The organism is Paenisporosarcina sp. TG20 (assembly GCF_000286315.1).
Taxonomy (GTDB): Bacteria; Bacillota; Bacilli; order Bacillales_A; family Planococcaceae; genus Paenisporosarcina.
This window is the reverse complement of sequence record NZ_ALJG01000272.1, coordinates 1-15,482: the sequence shown is the minus strand read 5'-3', so window position 1 is coordinate 15,482 and position 15,482 is coordinate 1. Positions and strand designations below refer to the sequence as shown.

18 protein-coding genes and 1 pseudogene are annotated in these 15,482 nt (G+C 35.2%); 11 read left to right on the top strand and 8 right to left on the bottom strand.

What is annotated here, in order from left to right; translation table 11 throughout:
* Positions 1-442: 442 nt before the first annotated feature.
* Both B371_RS0108220 and B371_RS0108215 read right to left on the bottom strand, forming a co-directional pair.
* Positions 443-805 carry a metalloregulator ArsR/SmtB family transcription factor gene (locus B371_RS0108220; RefSeq protein ID WP_019413831.1) on the bottom strand — a complete coding sequence of 121 codons (363 nt, stop codon included), beginning with the start codon at positions 803-805 and terminating at the stop codon, positions 443-445.
* A gap of 57 nt (positions 806-862) precedes the next feature.
* Positions 863-3,280, bottom strand: coding sequence for a heavy metal translocating P-type ATPase (locus tag B371_RS0108215; RefSeq protein ID WP_019413830.1), 2,418 nt, complete (start codon positions 3,278-3,280; stop codon positions 863-865).
* Between the two features lie 340 nt (positions 3,281-3,620).
* Here B371_RS0108215 and B371_RS0108210 point away from each other — a divergent pair, with 340 nt between their 5' ends.
* Positions 3,621-4,208, top strand: a complete 588-nt coding sequence (locus tag B371_RS0108210; RefSeq protein ID WP_019413829.1) for a CBO0543 family protein — start codon at positions 3,621-3,623, stop codon at positions 4,206-4,208.
* 174 nt (positions 4,209-4,382) lie between these two features.
* Here the strand turns inward: B371_RS0108210 and B371_RS0108205 are convergent, their stop codons facing one another.
* Complete coding sequence (locus tag B371_RS0108205) at positions 4,383-4,976, bottom strand: hypothetical protein (RefSeq protein ID WP_019413828.1); 594 nt, start codon at positions 4,974-4,976, stop codon at positions 4,383-4,385.
* 433 nt (positions 4,977-5,409) lie between these two features.
* On the opposite strand from B371_RS0108205, the gene B371_RS0108195 reads away from it, so the two are divergent.
* From B371_RS0108195 to B371_RS0108170, 5 genes and pseudogenes are all read left to right on the top strand, one after another.
* Positions 5,410-5,631: a hypothetical protein gene (locus tag B371_RS0108195; RefSeq protein ID WP_019413826.1), complete on the top strand. Its 222-nt coding sequence runs from the start codon at positions 5,410-5,412 to the stop codon at positions 5,629-5,631.
* 524 nt (positions 5,632-6,155) lie between these two features.
* Positions 6,156-6,992, top strand: coding sequence for a phosphotransferase enzyme family protein (locus B371_RS21540; RefSeq protein WP_019413824.1), 837 nt, complete (start codon positions 6,156-6,158; stop codon positions 6,990-6,992).
* 94 nt (positions 6,993-7,086) lie between these two features.
* The gene (locus B371_RS0108180) at positions 7,087-7,797 is read left to right on the top strand and encodes an HAD family phosphatase (protein ID WP_192811899.1); all 711 of its coding nucleotides are present in this window, start codon (positions 7,087-7,089) and stop codon (positions 7,795-7,797) included.
* Positions 7,798-8,142: 345 nt separating this feature from the next.
* Positions 8,143-8,315 (top strand): annotated as a pseudogene (locus B371_RS22860) (ATP-binding protein); the annotation flags it as partial.
* A 183-nt stretch (positions 8,316-8,498) separates the two neighbouring features.
* The gene (locus B371_RS0108170) at positions 8,499-9,242 is read left to right on the top strand and encodes a Fic family protein (RefSeq protein ID WP_019413821.1); all 744 of its coding nucleotides are present in this window, start codon (positions 8,499-8,501) and stop codon (positions 9,240-9,242) included.
* A gap of 273 nt (positions 9,243-9,515) precedes the next feature.
* Here B371_RS0108170 and B371_RS0108165 read toward each other — a convergent pair whose 3' ends face one another.
* Positions 9,516-10,037, bottom strand: coding sequence for a hypothetical protein (locus tag B371_RS0108165; protein ID WP_019413820.1), 522 nt, complete (start codon positions 10,035-10,037; stop codon positions 9,516-9,518).
* 227 nt (positions 10,038-10,264) lie between these two features.
* On the opposite strand from B371_RS0108165, the gene B371_RS0108160 reads away from it, so the two are divergent.
* Together B371_RS0108160 and B371_RS0108155 are read left to right on the top strand one after the other, a co-directional pair.
* On the top strand, positions 10,265-10,741 hold the full coding sequence (locus B371_RS0108160) for a DUF2975 domain-containing protein (protein WP_019413819.1): 477 nt from the start codon (positions 10,265-10,267) through the stop codon (positions 10,739-10,741).
* A gap of 96 nt (positions 10,742-10,837) precedes the next feature.
* Positions 10,838-11,248 carry a DUF5412 family protein gene (locus tag B371_RS0108155; protein WP_237721518.1) on the top strand — a complete coding sequence of 137 codons (411 nt, stop codon included), beginning with the start codon at positions 10,838-10,840 and terminating at the stop codon, positions 11,246-11,248.
* A 293-nt stretch (positions 11,249-11,541) separates the two neighbouring features.
* On the opposite strand, the gene B371_RS21535 is transcribed toward B371_RS0108155, so the two are convergent.
* Together B371_RS21535 and B371_RS24470 are read right to left on the bottom strand one after the other, a co-directional pair.
* A complete protein-coding gene (locus B371_RS21535) occupies positions 11,542-11,724 on the bottom strand; it encodes a hypothetical protein (RefSeq protein ID WP_019413817.1) in 183 nt (60 codons plus the stop codon).
* Positions 11,725-12,005: 281 nt separating this feature from the next.
* Positions 12,006-12,239: a Spo0E family sporulation regulatory protein-aspartic acid phosphatase gene (locus B371_RS24470; RefSeq protein WP_019413816.1), complete on the bottom strand. Its 234-nt coding sequence runs from the start codon at positions 12,237-12,239 to the stop codon at positions 12,006-12,008.
* Between the two features lie 354 nt (positions 12,240-12,593).
* Between B371_RS24470 and B371_RS0108140 the strand changes: the two genes are divergently transcribed.
* The gene (locus B371_RS0108140; RefSeq protein WP_019413815.1) at positions 12,594-12,893 is read left to right on the top strand and encodes a TIGR04104 family putative zinc finger protein; all 300 of its coding nucleotides are present in this window, start codon (positions 12,594-12,596) and stop codon (positions 12,891-12,893) included.
* Positions 12,894-12,986: 93 nt separating this feature from the next.
* Entirely contained in the window at positions 12,987-13,349 is a 363-nt protein-coding gene (locus B371_RS0108135; RefSeq protein ID WP_019413814.1) for a hypothetical protein, read from the top strand.
* A gap of 81 nt (positions 13,350-13,430) precedes the next feature.
* On the opposite strand, the gene B371_RS0108130 is transcribed toward B371_RS0108135, so the two are convergent.
* Positions 13,431-13,877 (bottom strand): hypothetical protein, encoded by a 447-nt coding sequence (locus B371_RS0108130; protein WP_019413813.1) that lies wholly within the window; start codon positions 13,875-13,877, stop codon positions 13,431-13,433.
* 128 nt (positions 13,878-14,005) lie between these two features.
* On the opposite strand from B371_RS0108130, the gene B371_RS21525 reads away from it, so the two are divergent.
* Positions 14,006-14,236 (top strand): hypothetical protein, encoded by a 231-nt coding sequence (locus B371_RS21525; RefSeq protein WP_019413812.1) that lies wholly within the window; start codon positions 14,006-14,008, stop codon positions 14,234-14,236.
* Between the two features lie 428 nt (positions 14,237-14,664).
* Here B371_RS21525 and B371_RS22855 read toward each other — a convergent pair whose 3' ends face one another.
* On the bottom strand, positions 14,665-14,823 hold the full coding sequence (locus tag B371_RS22855; RefSeq protein WP_019413811.1) for a DUF1540 domain-containing protein: 159 nt from the start codon (positions 14,821-14,823) through the stop codon (positions 14,665-14,667).
* Positions 14,824-15,482 lie beyond the last annotated feature (659 nt).

Genomic DNA, 15,482 nt, shown 5'->3' with positions numbered 1-15,482 from the left:
AACGGAAATCATACCAGAAACCAAAGTGGATACTGTGACTCTCTTAAAGGACCGGGCGACTTTACCCGGTTTTTCTTATAAATAAAAATGGACAGATTCATTAAACGAAGTATGTAGCATTAGGCCAGAATGCAGTCTTATTTTTATGGGGTATTTACACATTTTTCAAGCTTAAATTTTGTAAACCAGAAAAATTGGATACTACCTCATATTTCTTATGTGTAACAAGCTAAAAATTTCAGGTAGTTTATTTTATGATCCTTAAATCTGCAAGTAAAAGGTTCTTTTGGTGGACGAAAGAATAGATACCTATCTGCATAAAAAAGAAGCGGTCGAAGATGCAATTTCGACCGCTCCATACTTTATTCTATGAGTTCCTCTTTCATATATAAATGAAAATGAAAATGATAATGCATTCTCCAAAAAGGGGTCTTAAAATCCTCTAAACTTTAATCTCTTTATGGTGTTCAAATGCAATTTCAATTAAATTTTTAACATGGTCATCGTCCAAGGAATAATACACGAGCTTTCCACTTTTTCTATACTTAGCTAAACCCATATTGCTTAATAAGCGTAAATGATGAGAGGTGGTAGCAGTAGTCGCATCAATAATCGAGGCGATATCACACACACATAGTTCTTCTTCCTGTAGAAGAATATACGCAATTTTCACTCGTGTATCATCTGAAAGAGCCTTGAAGATTTTAGCTACTTCAAATGTGTTATTCGTATCCAAACTTTCTTTAACACGTTTCACTTTATCTTCATGAATACAAGTCACTTCACAAACATCCGGTGTCTTCATATGAAACCCTCCATTTAGCTCTAATCAATTCTATATAATAGGGAAGACTAAGCCTCCCTATTTCTGTCTTAATAACCTCATACTATTCAGGATTACCAACAATGCAGCACCTGTATCAGCTAACACCGCCATCCACAAGGTCAATAATCCTGGGAAGATTAACACCAAGGCCACAGCTTTTGTTAGGAGTGAGAACCATACATTTTGCTTAATGATCTTTATTGCATTTCTACTAAGATTGATGGTGTGAGGAAGTTTTTCTAAGTTATCAGCCATCAAAACAATATCAGCCGTCTCCATAGCCGTGTCTGTTCCGGCACCACCCATTGCGATACCAAGATCAGCTGTCGCGAGAGCAGGAGCATCATTAATACCATCTCCAACCATCGCAACTCGTTTTCCTTCTTGTTGGAGTTTTTTAACTGCTGCCACCTTATCTTCAGGTAACAATTCTGCGAAGTAACGATCCACACCTGTTTGTGCAGCGATTTTTTCTGCTGTTCCTTTATTATCCCCAGTTAACATGACGATTTCTTCAATCCCGATATGCTTTAGGTCTTGGATAGCTTGCACGGTAATATCTCGAATAGCATCAGCAACCGCAATTAAGCCAAACACTTCAGTACGTGTTCCTACTACAATTAGAGTATTTCCATCTTTTTGTAACGTCTCAATCCGGCCTTCTAAAACAGTTAGTGGCACATTCATTTCATGGAACAATTTTGGATTGCCCGCAAAATAGTCAACCCCATCAATGGTCGCTTGAGCTCCTTTACCGACAATCGCTTTGAAAGACTCACCGATCTTAACTGAAATATTACGTTCAGAAGCATAGGCTGTAATCGCTTTGGCGATGGGATGTATGGAATGCTCTTCAATCGTCCGCGCAATGCTTACCAATTCATCTTTATTTCCTTTTAACGATACGATTTCAGACACTTTTGGTTTTCCTTCTGTCAACGTTCCCGTTTTATCAAAAGCAATTGCGTTAATCGCTCCAGCTTTCTCAAGGAAAGTTCCACCTTTTATCAATACCCCATTCCTAGCCGCATTTCCAATCGCAGAAACAATAGCAACAGGCGTGGAAATCACTAAGGCGCAAGGACAAGCAACCACTAATAGAGTAAGACCTTTATAGAGCCAGTCACTCCATGTGCCAAATCCTAATAAAGGTGGTACTAGCATTATGAATAAGGCAAGGACGAAAACAATGGGTGTATAGATTTGAGCAAAACGATCTATGAAAGCTTGAGTAGGAGCTTTTTTCTCTTGAGCTTCTTCTACCAGGTGGATTATCTTTGCAATCGTTGTATCTTCTACTAATTTTGTTACCTGTACTTCTAAAGAACCACTTTCATTTACCGTTCCTGCATAAACCGTATCGCCCTTTTCTTTATCAACAGGCATTGACTCCCCAGTTATAGGAGCTTGATTGACACTAGATACTCCAGAAACGACCAGACCATCAAGCGGAATCTTTTCTCCTGGCTTAATTACGATGATTTCCCCAATTGACACTTCTTCAACAGGCTTAGGGACCAGCTGGTCTCCTATTTTTACAAATGCTTCAGAAGGAGCTAGATTGATCAAACTCCGAATCGATTCTCTTGTACGTTCAATGGACCTATTTTGAAGTGCATTTCCTATCGCAAATAGCCACACAACAGTAGCTCCTTCAAACCACTCTCCAATTAATGCGGCTCCAATCGCTGCTGATACCATTAATACATTCATATCTAATGATTTACTCTTTATAGCGTAAAAAGCACTCCTAGCTGGTTTGTATCCTCCAATGACAATGGATGCAGCATACAATACAGTGATCAAAGTCGGCGAAACGTTTGAGAATGATCCCAAAAATCCAAAGATTAAAAGGATACCTGAAATAGTCGTGACGTTCATCCATGTGCTGGCTGATTCTTCATATGTTGTTTTATTTGATGCTAAAGAGGCCCGAAACCCAGCTTTTTCGACTTCTTTAATTATTTGTTTGTCAGTTGACTCATGAACAATTTTCATTTTTCCTGTAGAAAAGTTTACACGTACCTCTTGTACAGTAGGGTTTTTTGAAAGATGTTTTTCTATGGTTGCCGCACAAGATCCACAATCCATTCCTTCTACTTTATATGTTTGTGATTTCTTTTTAGTATCAAGTGATTGTGCTTCAAAACCTAGTTTATGAACTTGTTTTGGAATTTCAACTGACATTGTTGGGTCACTGACACCTACCGTCATTTTTCCAACACTATAGTTAACAGAAACTGATTCAATTCCATTTACTTTGGCAAGGCTCTTCTCAATTGTTAAGGCACAAGAGGGACAATCCATCCCTTTAATACGATATTCAAAACTCGCTAAAGATGGTTCGATTTTATTTTTTTCACTATTTAGGTGATTGGTCTCAACCTTTGATGAAGTACACCCCTGATCTGTACAGCAGTTATCTTCTTTTATATGAGGTGTTTTGTCCTCCATGTATACTGTCTCCTTTCTTTCGTCTATTGAGGTCCTGTATAGACAATTGCAATTTAATGTCATTTAATTATGAAATGTTCAATAGAAGTTTTTACAAGGATTAATTCTTTATCCATTCACATTCATTATTATATTCGTTTGAACGTTTACTGATACTGTATGCGGACAACGAAAGAATGTCAATTAAACATTCAAATTATTGTTTTAATGTAAGGGAAAGATAAGCTTTGTTGTAAGATCAATCCCTTCTATTATTTAAAATGAGAAACTAAGAATAAATACGTATAAACAAACAGATAATATATAAAATCACATTTTTCTAAAATCGGGAGTGATTGGTTTGACGAACGAGCAAAGTAAACGGCTGGACGAGATCTTAAATCAACAAGACAAAATATTTAACATGTGGATGGAATATTGGAAGGATTTCTCAAATTTTGGGACATGGCAGTTTTGGGCTATAGCATTGACGCTAGTTATCCCTTTAATCGTTGTGTATTTTGCCATTGATAAAACAAAAGCCTTTCACATAGGTTTCTTTGGATTTAATATACATACTTGGTTTACTTACGCTGACGCTATTGCAATGAGGGCTGGATATGTTGCATATCCTTTTCAGGCAATTCCAATTATGCCAGTTAACTTCGCGTTAGATGCTGCACTTGTCCCGGTGTCTTTTATGCTGTTATATCAATGGTGTTTAAATCACAATAAGAACTTTTTCCTTTATGCTGTCTTAGTCAGTGCTTTTGCATCATTTATATTCAAGCCAATATTAGTTTCATTAGATTTAATACAATTAAATAAAGGACTGAATTACTTCGGTCTATTCCTGCTTTATATACTTATCTTGATAATGTCAATTACCATAACCAAACTTTTTAGGTATTTCAAAAGAAAAGGATGCCAAGAGCAGAGCCCTAAATGACTCTGGTGGACGAAAGAATGGACACCTTATCTACAAAAGGATAGCGGTCGAAGATACAATTTCGACCGCTCATTAATGTCTTTATTTTCGGAGATGTTAAAGTGAATATTGATAATTAAACAAAATAAAAAGGACTAAGTTTAGTCCTTTTTTGCACTGATAGAAAAGCATTTTTCATAGTTTATTCTTATAACGCCTAATGATGTATATACCACCCCAGAGTGATACAACAACTAGAAAAACGATAAATACTTGCATCATATTAGTTGTGTTACCCTGCTTTTTTAAATCCAGAGAAACTTGTTCTGTGGGTTTTTCTCCCACACCTAATTCATCTAAGTCGTTGCCAGCCGATGCCAAAGGAGCAGTCTTTGAACAGAGACTTACTTTAAGTTGTCCATCAGATTCTTGTGCATACACCAAGTATTCCTGGTTTAAAGCAAATTCAAAGCCACAACTTGCCGAACTTTCTGCCGTGTGAACCACGACTTCTGATTGAGCATGCCCTTTCCACCATTCTTCCACTTTAAAACGAACAGCAATAGGGTCAGCAGAAGATTGAATGAACATATTTTGGTTTGTTTCTACCATTTCAATAACTTCCCCAGAAAAAACTGCCGAACTACGATTCATTTCTTCTTCCACAGAACCAGGCTGCACACATGAACACGCATAACTAGAAGTAGGTGAAAAGTTGAAAAGAGATATAAAGATTGTAAACAAAATCACACATTTTATTTTATTGGTTAATAAATTTGATTTCCCCAAATTAATCCTCCCTTTAACCTTTTAGACGGGTGTATGAGTTGACAAGTTACAATACATCACATAGATAAAAGTTTTTATTGATATCCTACCGTAGCAAACATCAACTCAAGTCCCAGTTTGGGAGAGAAAATGCTGTTCACACTGTAAATGGGGTCCGGACACCGAAAAACTCCTTATGAATTTAAAAAGTAATTCAATTTAATGTAAATGTTAGGGTGTTTTTAGAATTCTCCTCGAGAAATAAGGACAAATAACCTTGCTTTTTCTATGAAAACAGGGTGAGCGATTGCTCAGTTGGAAAAATAGGTGTCCAAGTTGGAAAAATGGAAAGCCAAGTTGGAATTTTTAGACTCCAAGTTGGAAAAATCGAGCTCCAAGTTGGAAAAGAGAAAATATGGGGTCTGAAAACCGCTAAATTTTATATGAAATCAGGGTGAGCGATTGCTCAGTTGGAAAAATAGAAGTCCAAGTTGGAAAAAGTGGAAGCCAAGTTGGAATCTTTGGACTCCAAGTTGGAAAAATCGAGCGCCAAGTTGGAAAAAGTGGCAGCCAAGTTGGAATCTTTGGACTCCAAGTTGGAAAAATCGAACTCCAAGTTGGAAAAGAGAAAATATGGAATCTAAAACCAATTAATTTTCATATGAAAATAAGGTGAGCGATTGCTCAGTTGGAAAAAAAGGTGTCCAAGTTGGAAAAAAGGGCAGCCAAGTTGGAATTTTTGGACTCCAAGTTGGAAAAATCGAGTGCCAAGTTGGAAAAGAGATAATATGGAATCTAAAACCCACTAAATTCTATATGAATTTAAGGTGAGCGATTGCTCAGTTGGAAAAATCGAACTCCAAGTTGGAATAGAGAAAATATGGAAGATAAAACTTATTGAAAAATCATGTTTTTGGACCATTTTGGCATTACGCCCGAGCGAGTAGCATTCCAACTGTCGATGTACATCGATCCTAAAACCTTATACAAGTGCGTTTTTGGTGGACGAAAGAATAGACACCTCATTTGCAAGATAAAAGGCGGCCGAAGATGCAATTTCGCCCGCCCTTGGCTTAATTTACTGGTGATTTGAAAGGTTAAATTCATTTTAAATTGTAAACCAATTGTCAGTTATAATAGACAGTATATGCACAACTATTCAAGAGCATTTTGATAAGCGCGTTAAGGAGGGTAAACAAAATGGATGAAATTCGTATTAAGTTTAATGGGGGATTTCATAACGATGTTTTTTATATTAAGGGAAAAAACAAAGTGGTAAGAATATCTGATTATAAGAAAACAAAGGAAATGGTTTTACAGGAAATAGATTGGATGAGTTTCTTATATGGAAAAGGAGTAGCTGTACCGAAGCCGGAAATGACTTTAGTAAGTGAAGAAGATCGGGTTAGAACATATTTTGAATTTATTAAAGGAGAGCAAGTTGACGTCACAAATGTCACCCAATGGAATGTAAAAACATTTGAACACTTGGGAAGGATTTTGGGAAGAATGCATTCCTTATCCAAAGAGTTTGAAACTGAAGTGATAAATCGACCTAAATGGACAGTTGGAAATCCAGATGTATTTGGTATTAGAAAAAACTTAAGCCAGCAGAAAAGAGAGAGTTACGACAAGTTGATGCAAAGCCTATTATCATACGATATTACACCAGACACATTTGGACTTATACATAATGACTTTCATCAAGGAAACATAATCATTGGAGAGGAAGAACGTATAACTACGATTGACTTTGATGAATGTTCATTTAATTGGTTTGCCCAAGATATTGCGGTAGTCTTCTATCATGCATACTGGCAACATAGCTCCTTCAATAACAATATAGATACGTTCAGTCAGACATTTATGAGTCATTTCTTTACGGGATATAGAACAGAAAATCAACTTCATAGGGATACAATGAAACAAATTCCTACTTTCTTAAAACTACGAGAAATTTTTTTATATCAATTATTCATTCAGAAATGGGATATGGATAAATTAGAAGAGTGGCAAAAATATAACTTAGAAAACTAAGAGGACAAAATTAAGAATGAAGTACCATATGCAGGAATAAATGATTTTTCTATCTATCTATCTATAAGAGTCCATGAACTAATTCTAGGTGATTATGAAACTTTTGCTCAATAGAATAAGTCTATGTAATGAGTGGAAAAGGGGAGATACGTTGATTAAAGCAATAATTTTTGATTTTGATGGTTTAATTATAGACACTGAAACTGCTTGGTACGAGGCTTATAAAGAAGTTATGGTTTATTATAAAAGTGATTTACCTCTAGAAGATTTTGCTAAATGTATCGGTACTGACGATTCCGTGCTTAATGAACTATTCAAAAATCAATTGGGAGATAGTTGTAACATTGAAGAAATTAAAGCTAGGGCAAAAATTATACATAAAATAAAAATGAAAACTCCTCAGGCACGTGAAGGGGTGAAAGATTATTTGGAAGAAGCTAAAAATTCTGGGTATAGAATTGGTCTTGCATCTAGTTCCTCAAGGGAGTGGGTATCTCATTATTTAAATGAACTTGGTCTGTTACACTATTTTGAAGTCATTATCACACGGGATGATGTTAACAAAGTAAAACCTGCACCTGATTTGTATTTAAAAGCAATTAAAGCATTAAATATTAGTTCTGAAGAAGCGATCGCATTTGAAGACTCCTTAAATGATTTGCAATCCGCAGTAGCTGCTGGATTAAAGTGCGTGATTGTGCCAAATTCAGTAACTGAGTTTTTAGCCTTTGAAAATTATGAACTGCGACTTAAATCAATGGCGGAAAGAAAATTGGTTGATATTACCAGATTTATCGAACAGTAAAACTTATAATGGTCAAACCGCCGTCCCACCTTGATAGGAGGGACGGCGGTATCTTTTTGTAACACAAACTTATGCATCTTAACTAGTTACATGTGTCCATCGCTATCCTGAAACCTACACATAAGTACGGTTTTGGTAGACGAAAGAATTGACACATCATTTGCAAAAAAAGGCGGTCGAAGATGCAATTTCGGCCGCCCTTCGCTTCATTTACTTTTGTACGGAAGAAGAACATAGGATAAGTGTGTTAAAAAGGGTAAACAGAATGGAAGGAATTCGTATTAGGTTTAACGGGGGATTATATAATGAGGGAGAAGAAAAGGTAGTAGGAATATCTGGTAATAGGAGCATTACACAAAATATAGATAGCTTATAATCGACGAAATTGTCTATTTACCGATTGAACCTAAAGACACGAAGTTGTTCTTCCAGTTATATGACATGCCTCATGAGAGGCGTAGTACGATTTTGACAACGAACATGAACTTTAAGCGTGGGACGAATTCTTTCAGGATACATAGTTAGTGAATGCCATATTAGACCGTGTAAATTATATGTTCAAATTTATATGTTCGCAAAATATTAACTTAACTAACATAGTATAGGAATATGTTAAAATATAGATAACGAAATGGATTACATGAATTATACCAAAGAGTACTGTGGAACTTTCATATTCTATAAAAAGCGGGTGTTAATGAATGGCGAACTTTACAAAGATTGATGAATTGAAAAAGAAGTTAGATCAACATAGACCCTTGCCACCAGCAGCCGTTAAGAATCTACGTGATGTATACCGCGTGGAATGGACTTACAATTCAAACGCTATCGAAGGAAACACCTTATCACTGCTCGAAACCAAGGTGGTAATGGAAGACGGTCTAACCATTGGCGGAAAGCGACTTCAAGAACATTTTGAAGTGATCAACCACTCAGAAGCGATTTATTTTATCGAGGACCAAGTAAATCGAATAGAACCGCTTGATGAAAAAACGTTAAAGATGATTCATCACTTGATTCTAAAAAATATTGATGATGAGAATGCAGGCGCTTACCGCCCGATTAACGTCAGAATTTCCGGCAGCCAACACGAACCGTCGCATTTTCTTCAAGTAGCCAATGAAATGAAGCACCTCTTTACATGGTATGAACAAGAGAAAGATTGCTTACATCCAGTGGAGTTAGCGGCATTATTTCATTTTAAATTTGTTTATATCCATCCGTTTGCTGATGGCAATGGACGTACGGCTAGATTACTGATGAATCTAATCCTCATGACTCACGGCTTCCCTCCCGCTATTGTAAAGGCTGAAAATGAACAGAGATTAAACTATTACGAAGCACTGGAAACAGCTAGTGTGAAGCATGATGTTCAACCATTTGTTCATTTAATTGAAGAATGTGTGGAAGAAAGTTTAATTAATTACTTAAAAGCGGTTTTATAGAAATCCGTTTTCCTGATTAAATGTTCGCTAGAATTACATTTTGCGATCCATTTATATTTAAATTAGAAAAGCGCTGAAAGATTCCTGCTGCCGATGTATGTCCATCGATCACCTAAAACCTAAAACCTACACATAAGTACGGTTTTGGTGGACAAAAGAATCGACACCGCATTTGCAAGATAAAAGGCGGCCGAAGATACAATTTCGGCCGCCCTTTGCTTGCTTTAATTTGTAAGGAATCGAGCGCTACATAAGCTAGTCAAACTTCATTGTTTACTTTACCGAATTTGCGATCTCGATTAAGACTTCTTTGGTTACTGTTTTTGAAATTCGCTTATCTATCGATAAAATGTACTGCATTTTGTTTTTTACAAAGGCTAAGATATTAGCGCCTTGTAACCAGGTGCTGAAAATCGCTTCACTTCCGTCACTTAGCTTTATGGTTTGGTCAATTTTCTCTTCACTAATAATTAGTTTATACTTAACTGGTTTAACTCGAATATCGTAATGAATCCCCGAATCCTCATTTAAATAAATGGCCTCAAAACCATCATTTGGATTTCCTTCTAAGTCACTGAATCTGCCGAGATGGTGGGTGAATATAACAGGAGGCAATTGTGTTGGTAATGCAATATCCCGCTTAAAGTGTTTTTTACTTTTCTGCAGGGCTTTATTCACTTCCATATATCCACCTTCAATGAAAGGTTTTTCAAATTGGTCACTACTCGCCTTAATATCATTCACAACTAAGGACAATAGAAAAACAGAGATAAATAAAATGAAAATTCTTTTCACCTAAAACCAACCCCCTCTTTAATTTACGTAAAAATCAACCTGCTTATAACCAAAACTAAAAGAGTATGAAATGTAATTTAATTAAAGTGAAAGGAGCGTTTCTTTGGAATCAGGAATGCTCTGATAAATTGCGAAACAACAACAAAGTATTAAATTTAGATACTTTTTTATTGTAAATCAATAAATATATTGTTACTATGTAGAAAACATTTAAAGTGAGGTACTTTATGAAACGAGGGACAACAACTTTTTTAAAAATAGCTTTATATATAATTGGTTTTGTGGCGCTCATCATATGTATTTTCTGGTTTCCGTCTTTGGCTGCAAATGCCGCAGAGATGAATCCTGAGTTTGCTTATTTGAGATATCCTGTACTTTTCGGTTTGTATGTTACTACGATACCGGCTTATCTAGCCATGTATGAATCCTTAGAACTTTTGCGTTACATTGAAAGTAATAATGCTTTTTCAGAATTTGCTGTAAGCTCATTAAAACAAATAAAATACTGTGCTTTTGCCATTATTATCTTATACATAATTGGAATGCTCTTCCTTGCAGTACAGAACGCTTTGCACCCTGGGATAGCAATCATTGGAATCACCATTATCTTTGCGGCTGTGAGTATATCAGTGTTTGCTGCAGTTCTTCAGGAACTATTAAAAAGTGCATGGCACATAAAATCAGAAAACGATTTGACAGTCTAAGATGATCATTAAAATTGATGTGATGTTAGCTAAAAGGAAAATGAGTGGATAAATGAAGCTTTATATTATTCTCAAACTTAGTCAATAGCACCACCAGTGTATATTGTTTGGATCCTAACTGTAGCGGCCTTTATTTTAGGAGTAATCGGTTTTGGATATAACACAAACTGGTTAGCTAGAGTCAGAAGTTGGTCAACTATTATCGTGTCAATTTTACTTTCACTGGTCCTTTTTTTAGGTGTTCTAAGCGTTTTGATAGCTGAAGATTTGATTAAAACATCAGAATCACCCAAAGATAAATATACAATTAACCTATATCTTGTAAACGGAGGAGCAGCCAGTTCACTTTTGGTTAAAGGCATATTAGATGGCCCGCTCTGGTGTAAAAAAACAATTTATAATAAAAACAATATGGATCATGCAGACGTGGAATGGATAGATAATGATACGGTTTCGATTAACAATCGTGTATTGAACTTAAAGAAAGGAGAGACCTTTTCAGATTAAGTAAAGGCTCCTACTATTTCAGAAACTCGCCTCTCTGTCTTACAAGAAATTTTCATCCTATCCTATTACCTACACATAAGTACGGTTTTGGTGGACGAAAGAATTGATACCTTATTTGCAATATAAAGGCGGCCGAAGATGCAATTTCGGCCGCCCTTTGCTTAATTTACTATTGTTATGAACAATAGGATGTAAACTGAATTATCTAGTTATTATCCAGTATGTGCATAATAATATCTTAGGCATTAAATAAAGGAATATTTGGATTAATATTTGTCGCCTATTGAATATAATTATACTTTTTTCTTTCCGAATTTAACTATTCTATTTAGATAAAAAAACCCTAATCCTAAAACTATAATACCTATTATTTTTATTAATATATTATTAAATGGTTCATTATATATGGTGGTATTAAATAATAATGAACCTATGAAAAGGATACCTATGCCAATAATAATGTTTAATATCTCCACAGGAAATTCCTCCTAACAAATAACAATCATACTTCTCACTATATGATTATAGGTTAAAGGGAAGCGTTGGACCCAAACCGGTCGCAAGATTACCTGTAAAAAAGGGATGAGCGAAGTGAAAATTTGCTCATCCCTTTTATTCTTGAGGTTATGGTGCAGTAGGTATGCCATGCAAAGAAATCTGGAAACCCAGGTAAATATAAAGTATAAATATCTTATTTTAACTGATATTCGTATAATTAGGACAGATCGTACCTTGCCAGATATATCTGAGTTTCTCCTTAACTTGCTTCCTCTGTTTTTGAAGGAGCAAGATAAAAAGAAGATTTATATAAATGATCGTACTTATCTTGAAAAATCAGTACATGATATTTATTTAATAAAGTATCTAGTTCTTGACTGCAAGTGATAACACGAGGATGAGTTAAGGTATAGAGTTTGGCTTTATTGTACATCTCTCTCCTCTTTAAATCTATTTTTACTAGTAATATATATCTAACCAAAACCACTTTCATTTTTCTTCTATCCTCCATAGTTATAGTTTTTTAAAATTTTCGAACAATTTAATTTTGCCTATTTAATAATATAATGGACATAATGCAAAACCTGTCGAAGTGTGGCTAGATTTTAAAATTCACAGTTTTGTAACATTTGACGGAAAACTGTTAGTATAAAGTTGACAAATGGTCACCGTGTAGTATATAAGTCCGTATTTCGGCAATTACAAGTAGGTAAAAATACCCATATTATTAACCTTATAATTACTTTAGATGGCGATGCTTGTTTTATAAATCCTGGAAAAAAGGGTATAGTAAATTAACAATATAATGAAATATTCAAACGCAAAGAATATGATTGGAGGTTAAAAAATGCCAAACTGCCAAAGCTGTGGTCAAGAGTGGAGTTGGGGAGATACATTTAAAATAGGTTTTAAATACGATGGAAAAAAATGTCCTAAGTGCGGCGAAAAACAATATATTTCTAAGAAATCAAGAAACAAGACCAGTATGATCTCTCTTATTTCTATAGTGATAATCTTTTTCTCACGTCCGTTTTTCGATTTAAGTGTCGCGACACATCTTCTGTTTGCTATTCCAATTTTGGTAATAGTAACCATCATTACTCTGTATTCTATAAAACTTTCTAATGTACAAGAGCCCCTCTGGTAACAGTTTAGAAAATTAATAGCACAATTACCCAAAAGTATTTACTGAAATTTGAAAGAAAAATGGTCTATAATTGAAATTTAAAGGAGTGAAGTAATGGATGATATAACTGGTACCGCAATGGTGATTTTTCTGTTTTTGGGTTTTGCATACGGTTTAGTGAGACAAATTCAACATACTTTGACTATCCGATTAGCGAGTGGAACTGATAACTATAAAAGATTATTATTAGGTAATTATCTAACCTGTGTTTCAATGGCTGGTTTTCTTATTTCATATGTATTGAACGTGGTGGTTTCCTTAGAAATTATTCAGTCACAGATTTTCACGAGTAACAACACTAATGCCGGTTGTTTTATATTTCTTGCCTTACTGTTAATTTCAAAATTTGGAATAACTCCTAAGAGACCTAGACCAATTGTATTGCTTAATAAAAAGTTTTTAAAAAGAGGTATTTAGAATTCTATTTCAATGTAACTACCCAAAAGAGTTTTATTCATAAGCGAATTGAACTCTTTTTTTACGCAAAAACAGCGGATATTAATCTTTATTCTGTAGTAGGTCTCTTAAAGTCTGGGCATTATCTTGATCTAAACTTCCATAGGTGTTTTCATCATTAACGATAATGGTTGCTAATCCACCTGAGTCAAACCAAATGGAGTACTTAAATAATCTCTCTGGCATATTTTTATCCCAGTCGAAAAATAAAGTTGCATTTACATCTGGGTTTCCCGGCATATCAATCTTTTCGTTTGGCTTCCATTCGATTTGAGTAAATGTTTTTCTGAGCATATCCACCGTAATCTCACCTGTAATCATTTCAGTATCATGACCCTTTTGGACATCAACTCTTGGTAGCTCATTCATATTGGTCTTAACGGTATCTTCAAAGCTAATAGACCCACCCTGATAAGAACCTGTCAGCAAAATCAAAAGGACAGTAACAATACCAATTTTCTTTTTCACATCACACACCTCATTCCACAAGATGACCACCTCTTTATTTTAACTCAAATACAAATTTGTGCCTAAAACCTCTTTTTATCTCTGACCGATCCATTAGCTTGAATAGATACCCTTATATATTGTCATATTAACAAAAAGGAGATGACAATATGCCGCGTAGAACTGAAAATTTGAATGTAGAAGCAACTCCTCATTTTGATGGAGAGAAAGAAAACATTATTAATGACCCGACAGCATCTGGTAGTACAAAAATGGGTATTCAACTTGATACTAAAGAGGAATTTGCGGAGGAAAGAGATCCGTTGAAAAGTTTTCCTGAAAGGGATAAAGAATTAAAACAATTCGAGAAGTTAATGAGAGGTAAAAAAATAGATAATTAAACAGCAGTTTTAACAAAAGAAGGAAACGGAGAGTCGCAGGGTTTAAAACAAATCATTTATTTATTTTCAAGCCTTTTATCCAAAAAGGATGAATAAAAGACCCGTTTCAACCGTCTTACAGTTATCGTTTCCGAGGTGAACAAAGACTTGCAAGCACACCTCATTTCGGTTATCATCCAGCCTATACGAAAGTAAGACTTCTTTGGTGGATAAAAGAATGGACACCTCATTTGCTAAATGAAGCGTGCGAAGATGCAATTTCGCCCGCTGTTGGCTGTCTTTATTCAGGGGAGAGATGATAGTTCTTATATAGTGCAAACACATATATCAAAAAAGAGAAAAATGCAAAAACCGTGATGCTGAGGTTGTAGTTTTTGAACTTACTGCATAAAAAAGGGTAACCAAAAATATGGTTACCCATTAAAAATTTAATGTTTTGGTTTGAATGTCTTGCAGTCCGTTTCTTCACTTGTAGATGCTTCGTTACTCTTACCATGATTGACCACATAAATAACATCTGCCGTGCATTCGTTACCAGTACTCCAGTACGTACAGTTATTAACTTCACATAGAACATCTTGAGCCACAATATCACCTCCATTTAAATTTATTATGTACAAATATAAGGTGGGATATACTGTAGTGACATTCGTTAGTTAACCCATATTGTGGAATATAGAGTAGCTATAATAAGGAAAAAATTCAAAAAACACTAGCGGTAAGGAGGAATCCTAATGATAATTATTCTGTGGGAGAAGGGTTATTTTAAAAGACTAAAAAGTATATAAAATTGATGTGCCAAGAGCCCGGTGTTCAAGGTGTATTTAGTATAAGGAGAGAGCAACATAATAAAACGGAGTTTCTTTGATGTGACTCTCGTTAATTCAATTAATGTAAGTCGTGATTTTTTTTTAGAAACGCAAGTTCCCTCTTAGTAGAAGTGAATTTTGTTTATTAATATTTTCTTGTTCAATAATCTTTGGATTGCACATAAAAAATCGTCCTATCTAATGGATATTTTCATTTTAGATAGGACGATTTTTATATTATTATTAAAACAATATTGCTAGCACTGTTGATTTTTAAAAGAAGAATGATTGTAGTGAAAGGCGGCGACTCCAGCGGAATTAGCGAGACAGACGAGACCCCGCAGGAAGCGTACAATGGAACGAAGGCTAAGAACGCCACATCGTGTGGCGAAGCCTTCGTGACCAACATCCTATTGGCCCGAGGAGGCTCGGTTGCT